Annotated in this window: 14 protein-coding genes; 7 read left to right on the top strand and 7 right to left on the bottom strand. The window is 54.8% G+C overall.

Annotation, left to right across the window (positions count from 1 at the left end; translation table 11 throughout):
• Positions 1-181 (top strand): hypothetical protein (locus P8N76_17530; protein ID MDG2383477.1); only part of this gene is annotated, 181 nt, incomplete at its 5' end.
• Between the two features lie 554 nt (positions 182-735).
• Positions 736-906: a hypothetical protein gene (locus tag P8N76_17525; GenBank protein ID MDG2383476.1), complete on the top strand. Its 171-nt coding sequence runs from the start codon at positions 736-738 to the stop codon at positions 904-906.
• 180 nt (positions 907-1,086) lie between these two features.
• Here the strand turns inward: P8N76_17525 and P8N76_17520 are convergent, their stop codons facing one another.
• From P8N76_17520 to P8N76_17510, 3 genes are all read right to left on the bottom strand, one after another.
• Positions 1,087-2,805 (bottom strand): GH32 C-terminal domain-containing protein, encoded by a 1,719-nt coding sequence (locus P8N76_17520; protein MDG2383475.1) that lies wholly within the window; start codon positions 2,803-2,805, stop codon positions 1,087-1,089.
• Positions 2,806-3,016: 211 nt separating this feature from the next.
• Positions 3,017-6,103, bottom strand: coding sequence for a glycoside hydrolase family 32 protein (locus P8N76_17515; GenBank protein MDG2383474.1), 3,087 nt, complete (start codon positions 6,101-6,103; stop codon positions 3,017-3,019).
• A gap of 52 nt (positions 6,104-6,155) precedes the next feature.
• Entirely contained in the window at positions 6,156-10,028 is a 3,873-nt protein-coding gene (locus P8N76_17510) for a PmoA family protein (GenBank protein MDG2383473.1), read from the bottom strand.
• Between the two features lie 1,021 nt (positions 10,029-11,049).
• Between P8N76_17510 and P8N76_17505 the strand changes: the two genes are divergently transcribed.
• From P8N76_17505 to P8N76_17495, 3 genes are all read left to right on the top strand, one after another.
• The gene (locus P8N76_17505; protein MDG2383472.1) at positions 11,050-12,108 is read left to right on the top strand and encodes a Gfo/Idh/MocA family oxidoreductase; all 1,059 of its coding nucleotides are present in this window, start codon (positions 11,050-11,052) and stop codon (positions 12,106-12,108) included.
• Positions 12,109-12,224: 116 nt separating this feature from the next.
• Positions 12,225-12,521, top strand: coding sequence for an ECF-type sigma factor (locus tag P8N76_17500; GenBank protein ID MDG2383471.1), 297 nt, complete (start codon positions 12,225-12,227; stop codon positions 12,519-12,521).
• Positions 12,522-12,729: 208 nt separating this feature from the next.
• Positions 12,730-13,164: a hypothetical protein gene (locus P8N76_17495; protein ID MDG2383470.1), complete on the top strand. Its 435-nt coding sequence runs from the start codon at positions 12,730-12,732 to the stop codon at positions 13,162-13,164.
• A 357-nt stretch (positions 13,165-13,521) separates the two neighbouring features.
• Here P8N76_17495 and P8N76_17490 read toward each other — a convergent pair whose 3' ends face one another.
• Positions 13,522-13,596 (bottom strand): hypothetical protein, encoded by a 75-nt coding sequence (locus P8N76_17490; protein MDG2383469.1) that lies wholly within the window; start codon positions 13,594-13,596, stop codon positions 13,522-13,524.
• A 611-nt stretch (positions 13,597-14,207) separates the two neighbouring features.
• Here P8N76_17490 and P8N76_17485 point away from each other — a divergent pair.
• Positions 14,208-15,998 (top strand): acetylxylan esterase, encoded by a 1,791-nt coding sequence (locus P8N76_17485; protein MDG2383468.1) that lies wholly within the window; start codon positions 14,208-14,210, stop codon positions 15,996-15,998.
• Positions 15,999-16,068: 70 nt separating this feature from the next.
• On the opposite strand, the gene P8N76_17480 is transcribed toward P8N76_17485, so the two are convergent.
• The 3 genes from P8N76_17480 to P8N76_17470 all read right to left on the bottom strand — a co-directional run bounded on the left by P8N76_17480 (position 16,069) and on the right by P8N76_17470 (position 18,861).
• Positions 16,069-16,449 (bottom strand): ATP-binding protein, encoded by a 381-nt coding sequence (locus P8N76_17480; GenBank protein MDG2383467.1) that lies wholly within the window; start codon positions 16,447-16,449, stop codon positions 16,069-16,071.
• A 262-nt stretch (positions 16,450-16,711) separates the two neighbouring features.
• Positions 16,712-18,115, bottom strand: coding sequence for a PEP-CTERM sorting domain-containing protein (locus P8N76_17475; protein MDG2383466.1), 1,404 nt, complete (start codon positions 18,113-18,115; stop codon positions 16,712-16,714).
• Between the two features lie 482 nt (positions 18,116-18,597).
• Positions 18,598-18,861, bottom strand: coding sequence for an MYXO-CTERM domain-containing protein (locus tag P8N76_17470; protein ID MDG2383465.1), 264 nt, complete (start codon positions 18,859-18,861; stop codon positions 18,598-18,600).
• Between the two features lie 513 nt (positions 18,862-19,374).
• Between P8N76_17470 and P8N76_17465 the strand changes: the two genes are divergently transcribed.
• Positions 19,375-20,427 (top strand): phosphoribosylaminoimidazolesuccinocarboxamide synthase, encoded by a 1,053-nt coding sequence (locus P8N76_17465; GenBank protein ID MDG2383464.1) that lies wholly within the window; start codon positions 19,375-19,377, stop codon positions 20,425-20,427.
• Positions 20,428-20,622 lie beyond the last annotated feature (195 nt).

Raw genomic sequence — 20,622 nt, 5'->3', positions numbered from 1 at the left:
CGCCAAAAAAGTTCTAACCGTGTCCTGTCGCCCCGACTTAAAATCAAAACAGCTCGTTGCTTTCATTTGCGGCGAGCTGTTTCTCTTTAATTGGCAACGGTTTACGGCGTTCCAACGCTTCCGCGTCGCGAGTTCAAACGGAGGCTCGCATTTCGCCAATCTTGTTGACTATTCGCGCTAAGTGGTTTTGTGGCAATGATTTAGAGAGTTCAAATCCCGCCACCTCTCTTGGTGAGTCATTTCGCGATTTCACGCCTAAACAACCTGCGTCAGTGCCCGCCTCCACTGTCGTTTCAACGCAGCCCCAAACTTCCGAGGTCTGTTTCACCGATGCGAGTTAGCATTGACCGCAATCTGCAGCGGTTGATGCAACCTCTTGCACGAAGAAATCAGCCGAATTGCCCGAGGTGATTCAGACCGACGCAACTTAGCAGGTTGCGGTTTTGTCCAGCGGGCAAGACCTGCAAGACCTCCGCCGCAGCTTGCGAGGATGGCCAAATTGCCCGATTTCGGCGAGGGGACCACGACCATCGGCCTTTTCTCACGTCGGACGTGAACGCCGCCGGATGAACAAAGTCTTGAAATGCTTTACTGCTTCCACGCATTTGCGAGGCATCGTGTCGCCGCAGAGTTGCAGGTACGGGTGCCCAATCACGGTATTTCGGTAAGCGCACGACGAAATGCATGTTGACGTGGGAGCTATGCTTCAGGTTTTGATTTGCTTGGAGATTGGGAATGAAGCGTCGGCGATTTTCTCGGCTCGAGCCGCTGCCCATCCAAGTGTCGTTCGTGAGGGATGGTGACCAGGTTCAGCTTTCCTGGACCTCGACTTCTTCTACACCGGCCGCTGGAACAGCCATCTATCCTCGCTGCGAAGTTCAGGCGAGCGGCGATCTCCTGAATTAGGTCAACTTTGGAGATGTCATTGCCCAACGCATCGACGGCGAATCGCAGCAGAATGTTTTCAGTTATGCGACGGACTTGGCTGCTGGCGTCTATTTCCGAGTCGTCAGCACGATCAATTTGCGCGGCGCAGATCTTACTAACATCGACCTGCGAGGAGCTGATCTTTATGGCCTGGCTCGCTTAAGGCCATATTCTTTTAAGCTCGTGGACGGTTAGCTTCTGTATGTGCGCCGAGCCGCCCTTGGCATAGACCTTCAGTGACTTATTGTTCAGGTTGCGGACGGCCTGCATGGGCATGTAGACGAGGCCATCGTTGGCGTAGATTTCTACTGAAGGTCGGTCCACGAGCATGCGCAGGCGAATCTTACCGTCGATGGGCTTGAGCGTTGCTACCGTTGTGCCTGCGCTAAACTCGTTTCCTTCCTTACCTTCGCCGCCGATAAGAAGGTTTTCCTTAACATTGTAGGTTACAGGAAATCCATTGATTTCGAACCCCACCTCATCGGCATCGCCCAGATCGATTTCGGCGTCGATGTCGAAGAGATTTCCCTTCACGCCTTTCAATAGGTTCTTGCCGGGTGCGAGATCCTCATCCTCCCACTTGTACTCCTTGGCGTGAAGCTTGCTAATTTCCTCGACAGGATACGCAAACATCCGCAGGCCATGATCGGTTGATCGCAGAGTCAGCGACACGGGAAAAGTCATCATCTGATTAAAGGGCATGTCCGGCAAATCGACGTTACCCCAGGCGATCTGAATGCTCCGGCCGTCTTCCTTGGGAATATCGTTGAAGATTTGGGACGCATAGAAGCAATTGCCGTAGTTAAAGCGGACGCGTTCCGTTTCCTTTGTGAATGCTCTACCGTCGAAATCGCCGATAAAGTAATCACCATGGGCGGAATAGTGGACCCATTTCGTGTTATTCTTGTCGCCGTCCACCGCCAATTCGACTAATTCTGGGCACTCGTCGCGGTCGGTTTCCATAACGCTGTGCAATTCCCAGCGCTTGAGGTTCGGCGACGTGAAGAAGGCTACCCGGCCCTCTCGCAAGAACATCACGATGGCCCATTCCTGCGTTTCCGCGCGCCAGAAAACTTTAGGATCGCGATTGGCCATCCTCAAGCGTCCCTGCACGGGATTGCCTGCATATTTAGTCCAGGTGCGGCCCCGGTCGTTGCTGTAGGCAAGGCCCTGCGTGAAGGGCTCGCCTTCGGACCAACGGCTGTTGTTGCCGGCCATCGTGTAGATGACCACCATGGGCGGTTCCTCGCCCGTCTGGAATCCTGTAGTGTTATTCCAATCCACAACGCCTGAGCCGGAGAACATGGTGCCAAACTTGTCTGGATGCAGCTTGTCGCCCTGCTCCACCCAATGGACAAGGTCCGTGCTGATGGCGTGGCCCCACGTCATATTTCCCCAGGCCCAGCCGAAGGGGTTGTGTTGGTAGAACAGATGGTATTCGCCTTTGTAGTACATCAACCCATTGGGGTCGTTGTTCCAGCCGCGCTTGGATGAGAAGTGGATTTGAGGGCGAAGTTCCTCTTTGTACAGATCAGCTTCACCTGGGAATGTGTCGGCGCTGTAGACGGACTCGAAGCCTTTTATCTGTTTGTTCGATACTTCCCAGGCGACCAGCTCTCCCCTCTTTCCGATAAAATCCTGTACTTCAAGATATACCCAGTAATCAGGTTCGCCAGGCGCCAGATTGATCACGAACTCACGAACTTTTTCCCCGTGGATTTTAAGGCTTATGAGGCATTTGTCCGCCTTCTCCGAAACAGGAAAGTTCAGATACTTCCCCTTGATGTCAATTTCGCGGTCGGCTGCGAATGAATGTGTCGTGCACATGCACATGACGGCTGAAAGAAGAATAGTTGTAATCGTTCTTGATATGCTCATGCTTCTAATTTGTGGTGTTGATTTGGTGGTGTATCGTTGCTTCTGGAAATTCGCAGTGACCGTTTAACGTACTTGAGTCGACAGTCTCTGTAAGGCGATGCTGAGTATACTAACTCAACTCGCTAGAAATTCCAGATCCGACTGAGGCAGGACAATGATACAAGTCTCCAGTTAGTGATGCTCAAGGTTTCCAGAGACGAGTGACGATCCATCAGTAGATGGATTTCATAGACCAACAGGTTACTTTACTAACCTTGACCTCCGCTCCGTTGGCATACAGGGCAATATGCTGATTTGCGGGTTCGTAATCATGCCAGGCAACTGCGGCCTGGCGGTCGTTGGCAAACACTTCAATCATCCCTTTGTCGATGAATATGCGTAACGTGAGGTCTTCGCCTTCTTTCAGCCTAAAGGGTGGTTCAACATAATCCAGCGTGATCGTGTCGCGATCCGTGCCCGATGCGATCTTGAACCCGTTTTCACCCTTTGCGTTGGCGAGAATGCGTAGCCCAAATTCGCTGGCCTGGGGAGCATCGAAGACAACTTCCAGCTCAATCGTGTCGCCCTCCATACCCTCCAGCACCTGGGTGTCCCCAGCCTTAATGGTGATGTCCCTTACGTCTTTTTGATGGGTGCGAAGTTGGGCCAATTCTCTCAGCGGCCTAATTTCTAGCATGCCGTCATCGTCAAGACTGAGTTCTCGGGGCAGCGATTGAATGCCGGACTGAAGTTTTTCGTCCGCCAATCGGTCAAAACTCTTCGTTCGCTCAACACGCTGGTCGACGAATACCCCGGGCGTCGACCAGGCCCACATCACCCGGCGCCCATCAGGGGTAAGCAGCGATTCCGGCGCAAATAGATCCCAAGCGGCCCAGTTCAGGAGGGCGTGATGATCAGGCAGGTATTGTCCGTCTTTGAAATCGCCCAAGTAATACCGGGCGCCGAGTCCATGGCTAATGCACAGCATCATCCATTTGTCGCCGAGCTTAAACATGTTGGCGCAGGAGACGTCTTCATCCCTTGTTACGCCCAGGTCTTCTGGGAAATCCGGATGAAACAGTTTGCCCTGGAAGAGCCAGTTCTTGAGGTCTTTCGAGGTGGCGATTGTCGGATCCTCTCCGCCACTGAGGGCGTAATAGGTGTCGCCTATGAGCCAGCAGTCGGGATCCCAGTGCCGCATTTTGGCGGGTCTACCGTCGGCGGTTCTAGGTTCAATGACCGTTGGCTTAGTCCATTGACTTAATGCATCATTTTCCGCGAATGCTATATGGTTTCTATCGGAACCCGCGCCATGATACATGATGGCCGCTTTGCCTTCTTTGGTGAGGAACGCAGTACCGCTGAACATTCCGTGTCCTGTCAATGGGGACGTCAATACCGTCTCCTGCCATTCCCAATTCACCATATCATCACTGGTCACGTGTGCGAAGGAAGCGCCGTGACTCTGATAGATATAGTGCATGTGGTATTTCCCGTTGTAATAGATGGCGCAATTCGGATCGGCGGGAACCGCCTTGTCTGGACCGGGGTGCGCCAGATGGTAGGTCAACCAGGTATCGGGAATCGGGTTCGGCATGGCGGGCGTTTCGATTTCGAAGGGCGTGGTGGCAACCCCGCCGTCTTCCTCCGGCTTGAGCACATCTGCCGGGAGTGTTCTTCCGACATTGTCCGTTGGCCCCGTATACCCAGGTCCGCCGGCACCAACGTAGCCCTGGCTAGCACCAGATGCGTCAGGACTCACCCAAAAAGCGTAGAGCGAACCGTTCGTCAGATGAAAGCGGAACCGAACTGGCTTACCTGCAAGGGCTGCGAGATCTCTGTTCTGTTCCCAATTCACCTGCACCAACGTCTTGTCCGTTGCGATCGGCTTAGCATTCTCAATGGAAAACCCGTCGATTACCTGGCTGTCTTCGTCCAGTACTTCGACTTTCAGTTCGCCATCAGGGCAATCCACGTTGACGAACAGATACTTTCCCTTGAAGGTCACGGGTCTCGTCGTCACGGTGCCTGTTCTTCCGCCTGCATCCAAAGAAGCAAAGCCGTCACGACGCAGGATTGCCAGGCCGGTAGTCGCATCCGTATCCCACCGCTCACTTTTCGGCGCAGGATGGGCACTAAAATAGAAGTAGAGTTTGTCGCCGACGACCAGTGGGCCTGCAGCACATGACTGGACGTTGCCATACCGCCAACTTCTTCTGTCCCATGTGCCTTCTATGAATCGTTTACGATTTGGCCGGTCCCAGTGGAAACCGTCACGGCTGAAACCTAATAGAATATCATTGCGCTTCTGGATGTTGAGTTCGCCGCACAGGTCGTTTTCCGGCCCCTGCCATATCGAGAATTGCCCCAGCATGATGCTCTCATACGGCGAAGCATCAAGGGTGTACAATTGCGGCTCTATATGGGCGAACCTGGCGTCCGTGTGATGAGGATCAAGCTCATCGGCGCCGGCCCAATGTACCGATTTCCCTTCAACGGTATCCAACTCGTTGAATCTGATCTCTCCCAGCATCTCTTCGGGTGTCGGTCCTTCGACGTAGGACCTGGCTCTCCACCCATTCTCATCCTCCGTCCGCTGGCTGAATACCCATACCTTGCGAAAGGGATTGTAGAAGGCCGTTGACCGGTCACCCCATATCATGGGTTTGGACCCCTTCAGCTCGGACCAATGAATCCCATCGGCACTGGTACGGTGCCCTGCAAACCATCCTTCAATCCCCTCGGTCCTTTCGCTGGCGAAGTATTTGAATCGTTCAGTCGGATTCTTGGCCCAATGATCTAACATGATCGCCGAACTGTTGAATCCGTCAGGATTTAAAACAATATTGGTACCGGCCTCGACATCTAGTTCCGGCTTCTCCCAATGGATTCCATCCTCACTCGTTGCGTAACAGGTGGCGTGGGGTTCCACGCGGGTATACCACATCTTGAAGAGTTTGTCGGCCGGGTCGTAGCACGCTCCCCCACTAAAGGGGGCGGCATACATTCCTGCTGTGTCTTCCTCCGGTGTGATCACCGGTTCCTCGTGGTACTCGGGCTGGTGAAACGTGCGACTTAGGGTGGACTCCTCGACGAGGAAATCATCTACAAAGAGCTGGCGCCCCACATCGACTGGAACGACCGCAGGGGGATTCTCAAGGTAAGGAACTTCCATTACCTCGCGGGTCAGTTTGTCCTTCTGTGGCGGCCATTCGTCCGGCAGTTCGATACCGTTGTAAAGTGTTTCACCCGCACGCGCGAGACCCGTGAAGGCCCACAGGACGGTGGCGATTGAAATCAGCACTTTCCAGTTCATCATGAAACTTCCTTTCGGTTTCATTTACAGCAAGGTGTACAAGGAGTTCGCTGAATCAACGATTAGCCGCGTCCTGCATCGGAACCTGCGTAAGATTTCGCAGGTACGCGAACAAGTTTATAACTTCAGGGTCAGTCAGGTTATCAAGCAGCCCTTCCGGCATCATTGAAAGTTTGGTGATTTCACGATCTACAATCTGTGACTTCGCGATGGTAATTGGCTCTGCGACGCTGGCAGTACGCAGTTGGAGTTGTTGATCATTCTCGCCAATGACAACCCCAGCATAAACTCGCCCGTCGTCGGTAAAGACCATCGTCATCAAATAGTCTTTCCCGATAATGGCACTCGGTGTCAAGATATTGCCGAGCAAGTATTCGAGGTCGGTGCGGTTCGCGCCTGTGAGATCTGGGCCAACCAAGCCACCTTCTCCATTCAGTTGATGACAGGCGGAACACGTTTGAGTGTAGAGTTCACGCCCTTTGGCTAGGTCACCCTGGGCGATGGCTTCATCTGTCAGCAGCGTACGGAATCTTACGAATGACGCTTCCGCCTCCGGCGACAACCTCTCCACGGGCCCCCAAATTTCGAGAAAGCGATTACCGACAACGCGCTGCAACAGCCGCGCAACATAGGCAGGGACGTCGCGCCGGGGAACGTCGCCGCGTCTGATGGCTCTAGTAAGGGCCCAGCCATGACCTGGACGTGATGCCAGGGCGTGAACCACTTCCAGTTTTTCCTTGTTAGAAAAGTTGGCATAGCGCTCGAGGAGCGTTTCTGCGAGTGATTCATCGTCGAAGGAGGACATCGCGCGAATGGCCTCTGTTCGAAGGAAATCATCATCCAGCAACGCGACCAGTTCCGACCTCAGTTCGGGACGTTTGAGTCCGGCTAAACCCCGAATCGCTTCCTGCCGATCTTCGAGGCTGTTCTCGCCATCCTGCAGCGTTTCCAGCAGCGCTTGTGCCGCATTCAGATCGCCAAACTTGAGAGACAGTTGCCGGGCGATTGGCGTGGACTCATCATCGCGGACGCTCAACGCGCCGAATACTGCCCGCCAGTTCTCGGGTGGTTGGAGGTCGAATCGCCCCTCGAGACCGTCGCGCATGCCGAGCAGCAGTAGCTGCCGAGTATTGGGATTGCGGCCAATTTCTTCTACGAGTTCCGTGAGATGGTTTCCCACCGTGAGTCGACGGCCAATAAATTGGGTAAGCATCGGGATGCGCGACTGGTCGGCGAGGTTGAGTGCGTGTTTCGGATTGTCGGCGACAAGCGGCTCCATGCCGAACCAGGTTATCTTCGGTATGTTGTGATCCTCGGCGTCTTCCGCATGCGAAACAAGAATCGTAGCGACGGGCCAACGGTATTCCGGACGCATGCGTTGCAAGGCGGACGCAAGGTAAAGCCGCACGACAGAGGACTCATCCTCCTTCGCCATTGCCACAAACTGAGTGCGCGCCGCGTTTGTCGGCGCCTTGTCTTCACACAACAATTGAATGGCCCACGCGCGAATGTATTCATCTTCGTCATGCAGGGCTTCCAACAGGCCGGTTTCATCGATGCCGCCCGAGACGTGAAGCGCCCATAGTGCGCGAAGGCGATGATCGCCGTTCGTGTTCGTCTCGAATAGTTCGCGCAGCGCTGCGTGCGACTCTTCTCGGACCTGTCCCTTCGCGGCGCGATGCTGAAGAACGACCCGCGCGCGGCGGGCGTGCCATTCGCTTTTGCTGAGCTGAAGGTCGACGAGTTCGGCGTTGCTCAGCGACCGAATGTCATCGTAACGACCTTCCCAATCTTGCGCGTTGGATTCCTTGGGGAGAATACGATAGACACGCCCCGTTTCTTTGTTCCGAACGGGACCGCTGCAAATCTCAGCATCATGCCAATCGAGCATGTAGACAGCCCCTTCCGGCCCAATTTCAGTGCTGAAACCGACAAATTGAGCGTTATTGGCCTTGAGGAAATCGTCTCCATGCCTACCCACAAAACCGGAGCCGCGCGGCTCAAGGATATCGGTCAACACGGCATGGTCATGAATGTTCCCCATGAATAGTCGGCCCTGGTACGCTTCCGGAAAGGCGTCGGATAGGTAGACGCGGGCTCCGCCGTGGGCTGAGCGGTGTCGGTGGTCGCCGATGGTGCGAATTGAACTGTAGACGTTCTGATTGAAATGACTTCCCGACTGGCGATGGTAAATACCGCCGGGGACGACGTGCCACAAGTGGGGAATCACACACGCGGTAGCAAAGAGCTGTCCCTTTGCGTTGTAGTCGATGCCCCAGGGATTGCTCAGGCCGTGCGCCACAACTTCGAAGCGGTCCTTGATAGGGTGATAGCGCCAAACACCCGCATTGATTTCTGTCGGCTCGTCTGCATATTCAATATCATCCGGGTAGGGCGCGTTCTGACGGAAGATGCGGCTTTCTCCTGCCGGTTTTCCCACGCGCGAATGAGTGAATATGCCCTGCAGTCCATAGAGCCACCCGTCGGGTCCCCAATTGAAACTGTTGAAGATTTCGTGGAGGTCATCGCGGCCCCAGCCCGTTAGGCGGACTTCAATATCCTCGACATCTGCCCGGTCGTCCCCATCCCGGTCAGGAATGAACAGCAAATTCGGTACCGCACCGAGCCATAGTCCGCCGAAACCAACCGACATGGCCGAGGGGAACACAACACCATCAAGAAATACTTTCTTGCTGTCCGCGACACCGTCGCGGTCGGTATCTTCCAGGATCAGAATCTGGCTTTCTCCTGACAGTTCAATGCCGTTTTCGATTCCGTCGTATTCACGGTTCTGGGCGATCCACAGACGGCCGCGGTCATCCCAACAGAACGCCATGGGTTGCGTGATCATCGGCTCGGATGCGAACACATTGACTTCGAACCCGTCGGGTACGGTCATCGCGGCGACGGCCTTTTCAGGTGTCAGAAACTCCGCGCGGTAGGCCTCCTCGACCGTTTCTACGTCTTCAACGTTTTGCTGGCCGAAGAGATCCAGATCGGTTTGGTCCCATTGAGCGTAGGGTTTGCCTCCGCGTTCACGCGTATACGAAGACCACGCCGAAGCAACTCTAACTTTGTCAAATTCTCCTGTGTAAGCGAGCAACCGATGCTTAATCTGCGCCGTTTCACCTTTGGGGATCTCCCAGTCGCCAAGCCGTGCGCGCACAGGGCCTACACCCATCGCACCATCGACGCGCCAGGGTTGCGGGAAGCCTACATTTTCCGGGTGATCAAGTATCGCGATGTGCGCGAGATTCCCGCGCCCCTCCACTTGCATGCCGATATCCAGCCAGCGGGCGCGCTGGCCCTCGGCCCCATCTTCGTTTACTTGTCCATTACTGTTGACGGCTTGCCCGTTCATACCGTCCCGCCAGGGCATACGCAGAAACAAACCGCCATAATCGAACTCGCCGATGGTGATGTCCCGCATCGCCGTGCCGCTCCACTGCAAATCGAGGACGTAGGTGCGGCCGGGATCGTTCATTGTCCACGTTTGCGTCTCACGCATCACCACCTCGCCCGCTTCGTCAAGCAAGTCATAAATGGTTTGCCACTGAACACGGGGGTCATTCTTAGTTGCCTCGGGTTTTAGAATCGTCGCGGAAAAACGACGCCAGTAATCGCCGTCGTAATGATGAAAAAAATCACGCCCGTTGACACTCGTAAAGCCCCAATACAGACCGGTCTGGTGTGGGTGGTTCTCAGGGTCGTACTCGGTCAGAAGGCCCCGGCGATCCGGCGCGACGATCGGGTGGATGTAGGGACGAAAGTCCGGCCGCACGTTTTGCGTCAAGATCGGTTCGTTAAAACCCACTTGGAAGACCGATATCGTGTCGCGAGCGGTATCGTGCCGAACGTACAACTGTTCCGCCAGGGCGGACGGCGCGACGAGAAATGTGAGTACACAAATAAGGATAGTCCGCTGCATTATGTGCCCTCGGATTTGTGTTGCAGGGTGGTAAATCAATACGGGAGATATAACCCAAAGTTGTTGATTGGAGGTTGCAAAAAGCAGCGTACTTTGAGTGAATTGTTTTGCTTTTAAACCATCAACTCAAGGAGTACGCTACCAGGCACGAAGTTAGCATGAGAACGGTTGAGTTTCCATCCATCGAGTCGTAAGACGTCTTGACGGGGACCCTTCGAGACGGAGCTCAAACGCTGCTGGTGCGCTAGTCCACCGATTCTTGCGCGAACATTCGTGCTTTGGAACCTACGTACAGTTGTGTACATCGATCACGTTCAGAAGCTATTACCTCGCGTATTTCCGCGAACTTTTTCCGGATGGCGGTGTGAACAACCGCCATCAGTTGAAGAGAAGTCGAATCCGCTTCGGCTGGACAAGGGCTGGCCACAGTTATGGCTCTCGCAATGGGGCGGAGTGAGGCTCGGGAAACGAATCCGGTTGAACCAGTCTCCGATCAAGATGTCGAGGCAGTCTTGCCATCTCTACCTCCGATCGTTGCAGATATCGTGCGATTCCAACGATTGACGGGCTGCCGACCAAGTGAAGCTTGCATGCTGAGACCTTGCGACATCGACCGATCAAAAGATGTCTGGATCTATAGGCTACCTGCGCACCAATCCGCGGGCATAAACCGACAACTAACTCGCAGAGGTCTCAGAAGCACTGGGACACCGGTGCGAGTTTGCCGAGACGCCAACTCAGCGAAGTCGATGCATCCGACGCGACTTACGGCGAGACCGAATTGACAGCGTCGCACCGCAGGTCGGGCAGCACCACAGTACCTCTCGCAGTGTTAAACTAGTCAATCTTTTGTTCGAGTTTCTTAACGACGGCAGCCGGCGCGCGTTTGTGCACTGGGTTGGGCGGACCTGTAGATCGAAACTGCACGGAATGCGTGCGTTAGTCGATTCTGTTCGCTGTCGGCTTCCAACCAAGAAATTGGTTGCCAACCTTAACTTCAACCAATACGGAAGAACCTACTATGAGTGACGAAATAAAAGTGTTGAATGTAGGTGCTGGCTTCATGGGCACTTTGCACGCGAAAGCTTACCTGCAGATCAACGGTGTCCGAAACGTTGGCATCGTAACGAGAAACCTCGGCAGTTCAGGAAATCTGAGCAATATCCTCGGCGGCGACGTTCCTCGGTTTACCGATTTCGAGGAAGCCCTCGAAAAGACCTCTCCCGACGCGGTCGCTATCAGCACGTATACGGACTCGCACTATCACTATGTTTCCACGGCGCTAAATCGCGGGCTGCACGTGTTTGTGGAAAAGCCTCTCGCGGAAACAACCGAGCAGTCTCAAGAACTATTCGACTTGGCCAACCGCGTGAATCGCAAGTTGTACGTCGGGTACATCCTCATGACACATCCGTCGTGGAAAAAGTTTATAGAAATCGCTCACGAGCTCGGTAAGCCGCTCGCCATGCGAATGAACTTGAATCAACAGACCAAAGGCGATTTTTACGACACGCTGTACAACATCATGCAAGTGCAGTCGCCGATTGTTGACTGCGGGGTTCACTACGTAGACATCATGTACCAGATGACCCAGTGTCGACCGGTGCGAGTTCACGCAATCGGCTGCCGCAACTGGGATCTGGTTCCCGAGCACATCTGCAACTACGGCCAGCTTCAGGTAGAATTCGAAGACGGTTCGGTCGGTTGGTATGAGGCCGGTTGGGGGCCAATGATGAGCGAAGTCGCTTACTTCATCAAAGATATTGCCGGGCCGGCGGGTTCGGCCAGCATCTGCCCCGACAAAGGGCGGTCTGATGACAAGGATCATCATGTCGAAGCAAACACCATCATCCGGCATTACGCCGAGCAAAATCACAAGGAGTTCGTTCGCGAAGATGAAGTCATCAAGATCGAAGAGCCCGATCACGATGGGCTTGCCCTGCTAGAACAACGAGCCTTTATTGATTGCATTCGCAACGACACGGACATGTCGTCTCACCAAGACCGAGTGATGACCAGCCTACGGATCGTCTTGGCTGCCGACCAGTCCCAAAAGACGAAACAAGTCGTCGAACTTTGATTTCGGCCAAGCTATGAGCCGAACATAATTCACTTCGACGTGCGCCGCGATCCTCCTTTGCTGGCCCCTTTACGCAAAGGCGGGGGATATCAGACAAGCCTCGCCGAGTATCAAGAATGCTCGGGTTCATGTTACAGGAGCAGAACACAATCGCCCTGATCCATTTCCAGGCCTGGGTGTTTGTTGGAAATGAGAACGATCAACACTGGAAAAGTCGAGGCCATTTCCTTGCCGCAGCTGCCCAAGCAATGCGACGAATCCTTGTCGACAATGCTCAACGTAAGCAAACAGAAAAGCACGGCGAAAACTGGGTTCGGCATCCAATTGAAGATCGCTTACCCTCGCGCCCAGATCAAAATGTGATTGCCTTGGACGATGCTCTTGCTCGACTTGCCGATAATCGATGGATTTGACAGGTGTGATTCAGCGCCGACCACATTATGTCATTTACACATTCCCAGCCGATCGCTAAGCTTCTGAACGGTTGCCGGCGAGGGGTGCCGGCGAGGGGTTGTCGATCCGGCCCAAATTTGAAATCCACTTTACTGGCGGCAACCCGGTGATGTTCAACGTCATCTTAGTTGAGAGGCTCTCTACATGAAGACCCTGCCGATACTCGTCATGGCAACCATAATCACAATGGTAGGTTGTGAAATCCAATATAGTGAACACACCTTTGGAGACACCTCCAAGGAACGTTTGACCGCAATGACTGACCTGATTAAGAAAAGGATCTCTCCTCCGGGCCCAATACTCGACGCAGAGTGTATTGAGGAGCAGACAGGAGATGGCCGAGTGGGGCCATCCGATTTTTACTTCTTCGCGAAGATCGTTGTTGAGAAAAGTGATTTTGCTTCATGGAAATCAGTCGCCGGGAAACGCCTTTCAAGCTGGGACTATCGGTCACCCCGAACCGAACTTTCTTGGTGGCCAACCCAAACAGAGGCAGATGATCTAGAGATGTATTCATCCAAGCCTATGTTTGGTCGCAGCAACGGATGGGTGGGATTTGCTGCCAACGGTCAAACCGTCTACGTGCTCACTTACACAATGTAGAAGATAACAACCGTTTGCAGCCCAACCGGCTACGCGTTCATAACTACAGCGGATGGATTCACCGACGCCAGTTACGGTCGAATGCAAGCTGCCGAAGTTGATGCAACCGAGGCGATTTGCGTAAGAACGAATTGCGGGCGGTGGTGAGGACCGCAGCGCCTTGGTGACAGCGAAGCCAACGGTTGCAAAATCTTAGCCCGTGGAACCTCAAGAGTTGGTGGATCAGCACAGGCGTCAGTGACGAGAACTCGCGCGGAAAAACAAAATGCGTGGGATGAGAAACATCTGGGCAGCAACCAACTGACAGCCGTGGCGGTTTAGGAAGAAACTGTCAGATTAAATGTCGTTTTCTACACATTAACCTCGCCTCGACGCTTCCATTTCGTTCGGGGAGATCTTGCCGTCGTCATTGCTGTCCATCTTTACGAACATGCGCTCCGCGTTACCGACCGCCTCTTCGTGAGTTACAACTCCGTCGCCATCACGATCGATCTCTTTGGCGTGAACCAGAATCCACGGTTGCCGAAGCCTATTCTGCGAAAGAGGTTGGAGAGGCGGCGAGTCACACGCGTGACACCACTTGGCTGTCTTCGGGACGCAAAGGTCGCGGGTTCAAATCCAGTTGCCCCATTCAGGGAAACTCGGTCTTTGACGATTGGCGTGCGTTGCGGTATTCCAGTATATTCGAAAGCTCATCAGCCGCTTGCCTGGGGTGCCATCATTCGTCCCCTGAAGGACAAGTACATCATGATGAGTACCGTCTATTCTTCCCAAAGTGGTCGTTGGCGACGAACGGGTACAAGGGGAACCGATACTTTGTCATGACTACGAATTCGTGAAATTGTAGCTGACGCCTCTTGTCATTCTCGCATCATGAGTGAGCCAGACCGCCTTGGGTAACTTCCAACCGGCATCCGAAATCCGATATATTCTTCAACCGCTTTGAAAAAAGGTCGATACCGAATCTGAGGGACACGACGCACCTCATTCTTCAACCACCCTGATCTTCAACCACCCTGATAACGCTCCACTCAAGGTCCACCATGAAACCAACGAACCTACCAAGGCGCAGTGTTCTTACCCTCACCCTACTGCTGGCCTGGCTGCCTCTCACAGGTCAGGCTCGCGACATTTCCAACGGGTGGCGTTTCACCACGGGTGACGACGTTGCCTGGGCGCAGCCCGAGTTCGATGATGCGGCCTGGAAGCCGATCGAGGTTGGCAAGCCGTGGGAGAAAGCGGGCCACAAGAACTACGACGGCTACGGGTGGTATCGTCTGCGGGTGAACCTGCCGAAAGCGGAGAGCGAGAACGCCTACTTCAAGCAGTACCAGAAACTGACGTTATTGCTAGGGGCGGTGGACGATGTGGATGTGACTTATTTCAACGGTGTGGAGGTGGGTCGGACCGGCTCGGTTCCCAATGATACCAAGGGCCATCACGAAACGGTCCGACGCTACGAGGTTCCTGCCAAACACATTCGTTGGGATGCTGAGAACGTGATCGCCGTGCGCGTGTTTGATAGCGACGGCAACGGGGGAATGCACAAAGGAACACCGACGTTGTCGGTGCCCGTGTGGACCGATTTCGTAGAGGTCCATATCGAACATGGCCACGCCGACGGGATCTACCCAGCCGGCGCGCCAATGGATCTCTCGGTCACGATACGCAACGCGACGTTTGAGCCCATTGAGGGCACGGTGCGGTTCCAAGTCGGGAGCGACACCTGGCTGACCGACGAACGAGAAGCCTTCGCCGATACCTCCCAGCCCCTACTGCTGTCAGCTGGGAAGTCGCACACCGAGACTCTGAAATTCGAGCCCCCGGCAGCCGGCTTCTACCAAGTCACTTGCACATTCACACGCGACGGTGACAACACACCCATCTCGCAATCAAAGATGCGCGCCTATGCACCGGAGAAGATGGTTCGGCCGCTCGAGCCGCCTAAGGATTTGCGCGCGTTTTGGGATGATACGATTGCGGAGCTCGCCACCGTCGCGCCTCAATACAAAGTTGAGCCGAGCCCGGAATGGAGTACGGAACAGACCGATTGCTTCCTCGTGGAAATGCGCAGCCTCGGCGATGTCCGGATTCGTGGGTGGTTCGAGCTGCCGAAGTCTGCCGGGCCGCATTCTGTGCTGCTGAGGGTGCCGGGCTACACCCAGGGGATGAGGCCCACGCAGTCGATACCCGATATGGCAGTGCTATCGCTCAATATCCGAGGCCACGGCAACAGCACCGACGACGAGCCCGCGTATGAATGGTGGGGACCTGGCGACTATCTCCTACGCGGGCTGGACGATCCGCAGAAGTTCTTCTACCGCGGGGCCATTATGGACTGCCTGCGCGCGGTAGATTTCTTGACGTCGCGACCGGATGTCGATCTCAATCGCATCGCCATCACCGGAGGCAGCCAAGGAGGCATGCTCTCATTCACCACGGCAGCACTCGACAAGCGAATCGCGCTCAGCGCGCCGGATATCCCCTTCGTAGGCGACTCCATGAAGGCTTTCAGGATGACAGCTTGGCCGGGGATGGTTGTCCGGCACTGGCTGGGCAGAGATCCCAAGAACACCTGGGAACGAGCGAGCGCGACCTTCAGTTACATTGATCCGAAGAACCTCGCCGGATGGGTCGAGTGTCCTGTCCTGATGGGCGTCGGCTTGCAGGACACAGCGGCCCCTGCGCCAGCCGCTTTCGCCGCCTACAACGAACTTCGCGGACCGAAAGAATATCGCGTGTACCCCGAAGCTGGCCACAGCACGCCGCCCGAGCATGAAGTGGTGAAGATGGAGTGGATTCGGAAACAGTTTGCCATCGGCAGAACTCGCTAATTACGTTGCTTGGAAGATGATACTGTCCTCCTCAGCTCCAGCCGAAACCACGTATCGAGCATCTCGGCGCCTAAGTGCCATCGCTCAATCCGCCGGCACCGGCTTGAAACGAACGAAAAAATTGCCGCTTGTAGAAGATTCGTTTGTCGCCAACTAGCAAAATATTCTCGCGCGCGACAAGAGAGTCGCCACGCATCAGCTCCAGTACCAAGAGCTTGTTGATTGCCTTGGCCGCCGCATAGTCGAACTCGTCGAGCGTTTTGTAGCAGGGGAACTTAGCTGCCTTGAGTCGACGCTCGGCGGAACGCCGTTCACGGTCGATCGTCTCCAGTTCAACTAACTGCAGCAGGGACGCCTGATGGTCAAGGCGAGGCTTTCGTCGGGGTCGGCCTTGCTTTTCGGTTTTCCGGTCTTTTCTGCTCGCATCTGGCGTCAGAGTAGAAGGATCCATGGAGCGATGAGGAAGCCAATCCCCGTAATTCGGCGGATTGGTAACGCTCCGCGTCTGACCTTAGCAGTTCGACCAAACAGCTCACGCGTTTTGCGCGCAGATCGATTTGTAAGAAGCAACTCTACGCTCGCCTCAAGCTGATCGATGCATGCCGGCAACAACGCAAAACGCCCCGGCAAATCTGCCAGGGCGCTCGCTGTTTTTCTTACAGATCTATGGTATCTGAACATCGCACAGATGCGCGACGCGAGACCGATCGAACTTATCTGCGGCGACGTAGGCCGAGCAGCGACATGCCAGCCAGCATCAGCAGACTTGCAGCAGCTGGCTCCGGAACGACTGCGGTCGCAGCGCGAGGACCTTGCTCGTATCCGCCAGCGGAAAAGGCTGCAACAATGTCACCGCTGTCAAATAGCAAGTTGCCATCCCAGTCACCTTGAGCGTAGCCGGCCGCTTCGTTCGTCTCATACCTACCTTCCGAGAACACTTGGACAAGGTCACCACTGCCGAACTCACCATCGAAGTTCGAGTCACCAACGTACGAACCTTGCAGCTCGTTGATCCAGAATACGCGATCAGCTGCGTCCGTCATGCCGTTACCATCGGCGTCGGCAGTATTTTCTCCGTCGATGATTGCCTGTGAAATAAAGTCCAAGTCACCAGCGTCAAGGGCACCACTTTCGTTGTAGTCACCGATAACGGACGGGATCAAGTTGATGTCCATATCATGGGCTCCAAGTGACACTTCACCTTGAACCTTGAAGTCATCGATCAGGCCGATAAACCCGTTACTTCCATCGTCGCGGCCACCAATCGTAATGTGATTGGCAAAAGTTCCAAAATGGTTCGGGGGATCCGGGGAGATGCTGCCCGCGACGCGTTCGCCGTTCAGATAAACTTCGGCCCCATTGCCGCCTCGGTAGATGCCAAGATGAGTCCATTCGTTAAACGCGACAGGAAATTCTTCTTCTCCTTCTTCGCACGAATAAGGTACATCCGGGCCATCAGCTTGTGAGCAATTCAGGACGCCAACTGAACCTAAGTCTTCAAACTGCCAAAAACCATCCTCTGTGATGTTTACAGATCCCTGCTCCCTTCCCGCCTGCCATACGGTTTGTTTCTCACCGGTGTTTTCTTGCGGATAAACCCAGGCCTGTGTCATCAAGTTGTAACTCTCAGAGACATTGCCATCTACATCTTGACCCGCCGCAAGAGCTGTTGGATTCACATAGACGCCTCGAGAACCGACTCCCGTTTCGAAGTCATCGTAGCGGGTCTTGCCGTCTAATTGTATTGCCAATTGACTCCCGATTGCGGGGCTATCAAATTCGGAGCCATCGGAAACACTGACGTACAGCCCATTGCCTTCAATCAATTCAAGCGATGGATTAACAAGTGCTGCATCCTCCACGGAATCATCAAGGCTTCCTGCAGGCAATGGCCGTGCTTCAACCCCTGAGACTTCAATCCAAATGTGACCTCCCCAGCCAAAAAAATCGTCCGAATTCTCATGAAGCGGCACGTCGGTTATGTCGATCAGCTCCGTTGCTGCAGCATCGGCAGCGCCTTCCTCAAAGTCGTAATGTCGTGTGGTGACGGTGGCACTCAGCTCCGAAACCAAACAAACAAAGGACAACAAAACCAATAGAAAAAAACAGCGTTTCATAATCACATCCCCAAGAAAATATCTCAAATCGGGCCAAGAGGGAGACCACCATCCTCCGCCGGCAAACGCTGGCTGTCAACAGAAGTGACAAACACATCATCACTGCGACGCCAGCGCAAGTCAAAGGGATAAATGAACACGCGACGATAAAAGCACGGGCATATTACCCGAGGCGAGTTCGTCACCGAAGACACCAAACTCCGGCTCCACCAACTGCAACGTCGCAGTCAGAAGGGCCGGACGCCCGCCTTCCCTGTAGAGCCACCTTTTTATTTGGTCCACCACTGTTCAGTTTGCTTAACGCTCCCCTCGTCAATGAGAGGATAAAACGGGGACGGTGACACGGGGACGGTGACACGGGGACGGTGACACGGGGACGGTGACACGGGGATGGTGACACGGGGATGGTGACACGGGGATGGTGACACGGGGATGGTGACACGGGGATGGTGACACGGGGATGGTGACACGATGAAGCGGACTCAGCGCCGTCGCCGCACCAGGATTGCCAGTCCGATGAGCATGGACCAGGTTAGCACGATGGTCGGCTCGGGAGCGGTGAACAGCGTCACGTCGTTGCCATCACCACCGGCGCACGAAATAAACGGATCTTCACCGCCGTAGTTACCGACTCGATCACCTTCGCCCCGTCCATCGTACTTACCGGTGAGCGTGCCGCCAACTCGTAGAAAGTTGAACAACATTTCTTCCGCGAGTTCAAAGCCGTCAATCAACTGGACGTGCACTGTGCCGGCTAATTCGGCGTTGCCCGTAACATCCAGCCCGTAACATCCAGCCCGTCATGTTCCGCCAGTCATGTTCGACCAGTGATTTATCTCCACCGCCGTGAAAAAGTCTGCCCAATTCGATTTCCTTACTGCCTCCGACTTTGCAATAGCCGCCGACCGGGGACTTAAGTTTTCGCCAGGAAAATGAACGCGAGGCAGGTCAGACCTATCCTTCTGATTTTTCTGCGGCCAGATCCGGCAAGAAATCCTCGCGGCCCCCTTCCAGGGATCCTGTTGTTCGAGGAGAACATCGTCTAAAATCCGACCGGGACACTGAGCTGGGAGCTCGATGTCCTCATCTCGTTGGCCGCACTTTTCCGGACGTTCAAGTGTTGTCCCGGCAGCCATGTCGCTGTCGCGAGTCGACCACCTGACGTTCCCTGTGCGCAGCGCGAACGAACGTGAAAAATCTGTCGATTCCGCGTCCCAACGAACCAATCCAAATGTAACTTCAGCAGTCCAGGTTTTGCTATGCTAAATGAACGGGAAATTCGCGAACTGGTAGCGGCCCACGGGGCCGCGGTAAATGAAGGCCGACCGGTCAAAAAACTGATTGCCGATGGCGAACTGCCGCGACTCAGCGGCTGCACGGTGCTGGAAGGCAAGGTGTCCGACTCCGTGTTTGGCGACGACCTAAAAACGTCGTGCGGAAAGCCCATACGCCTAATGTTCCGAAATAACCGCATCTCGACCCACGATGTGAACCGCGGTGCGATTCCTTTTAAGGACCAGGTATTGGCCTTTAATCACGATCACATGCACCGACTGGTGAAGCCAGTGCTCGGCTCCTCGCAGTTCGAAGTCGACGGCCTTTCGCCTGCTTCCACCGTGATCCCAGCCGAGAACCTGAAACTATTGATGGTCGAAAACGTGCTCAGGCTTTTCATGGCAGAGAGTTCGACCTCCACCTCGCTCTATCAACATTGGCTGATCGCGAAGGAGGAGGGAAAGAACATCATGCAGTATGCCGGCCACGAGTTAGACGTCGCCACTCTCGAACCCAATGGTCGGCTTCCGTACCTCATGGACACTCCAAGCACTAAGGAGAAGGTCGACCGCACCACAGATGTCGCCTACCTCATCGAAAGTGGCGTCTGCACCGAGGGCCAGTACGCCCAAATGCGCAATGCCTCTCTGATGGCGTTTGGTATCGTGACACAGTGCCTGGCCGAAAGGGGGATGGTGCTAGTTGATACCAAGACCGAGCACGGGATCAATGCGGAAGGACGCATCGTATCTGCGGATGAACTATACACCATGGACTCGTCGCGTTTCTGGAGGCTCGACGAAGCAGGGAACGTCTCCACCCGCGACGGTAAGCCTGTCTCCTTTTCCAAGGAATTCGCGCGTGGCATGGTCAAGGAGAAGGGTCAGCAATTCACCGAAGAACAGGCAAACGAAATCGCTGTCCGCTACATCCAGGGGTTGCAGCACCTCACCGGCGAGTCCTTCAATCCGGATCTGCGTCCGCGTGACCAACGGATCACCGAATCCACAAATCTGATCCTGGATCGATTGCTGTAGCCTGTAGCTTGAGGGCGGCGGAGAACGTGAAACACGCCTCGCCTTGGGTGAGGCGTCCCAATTACCCACAATTCACAGCGGTTTGCACCAATTTCCCTGGGTGCAAACCCGAATGCAGACGGCCCCGAATGCAGACGGCGGAGAGTAATTCGCTAAGGACTTGCGAGATCGGTCGCTGCCGGCGGCTGTGGCCGC

It is taken from the genome of Pirellulaceae bacterium, assembly GCA_029243025.1.
Classification (GTDB): domain Bacteria; phylum Planctomycetota; class Planctomycetia; order Pirellulales; family Pirellulaceae.
This window is presented reverse-complemented; position numbering and strand designations above follow the sequence as displayed.

What these genes read in the sequence shown, in the direction of transcription:
- P8N76_17495 (MDG2383470.1), top strand. Translation starts at nt 12,730, where the DNA reads ATGGCAACCATAATCACAATGGTAGGTTGTGAAATCCAATATAGTGAA.
- P8N76_17520 (MDG2383475.1), bottom strand. Translation starts at nt 2,805, where the DNA reads ATGAGCATATCAAGAACGATTACAACTATTCTTCTTTCAGCCGTCATG.
- P8N76_17500 (MDG2383471.1), top strand. Translation starts at nt 12,225, where the DNA reads ATGCTCGGGTTCATGTTACAGGAGCAGAACACAATCGCCCTGATCCAT.
- P8N76_17485 (MDG2383468.1), top strand. Translation starts at nt 14,208, where the DNA reads ATGAAACCAACGAACCTACCAAGGCGCAGTGTTCTTACCCTCACCCTA.
- P8N76_17480 (MDG2383467.1), bottom strand. Translation starts at nt 16,449, where the DNA reads ATGGATCCTTCTACTCTGACGCCAGATGCGAGCAGAAAAGACCGGAAA.
- P8N76_17465 (MDG2383464.1), top strand. Translation starts at nt 19,375, where the DNA reads ATGCTAAATGAACGGGAAATTCGCGAACTGGTAGCGGCCCACGGGGCC.
- P8N76_17510 (MDG2383473.1), bottom strand. Translation starts at nt 10,028, where the DNA reads ATGCAGCGGACTATCCTTATTTGTGTACTCACATTTCTCGTCGCGCCG.
- P8N76_17505 (MDG2383472.1), top strand. Translation starts at nt 11,050, where the DNA reads ATGAGTGACGAAATAAAAGTGTTGAATGTAGGTGCTGGCTTCATGGGC.
- P8N76_17475 (MDG2383466.1), bottom strand. Translation starts at nt 18,115, where the DNA reads ATGAAACGCTGTTTTTTTCTATTGGTTTTGTTGTCCTTTGTTTGTTTG.
- P8N76_17525 (MDG2383476.1), top strand. Translation starts at nt 736, where the DNA reads ATGAAGCGTCGGCGATTTTCTCGGCTCGAGCCGCTGCCCATCCAAGTG.
- P8N76_17515 (MDG2383474.1), bottom strand. Translation starts at nt 6,103, where the DNA reads ATGATGAACTGGAAAGTGCTGATTTCAATCGCCACCGTCCTGTGGGCC.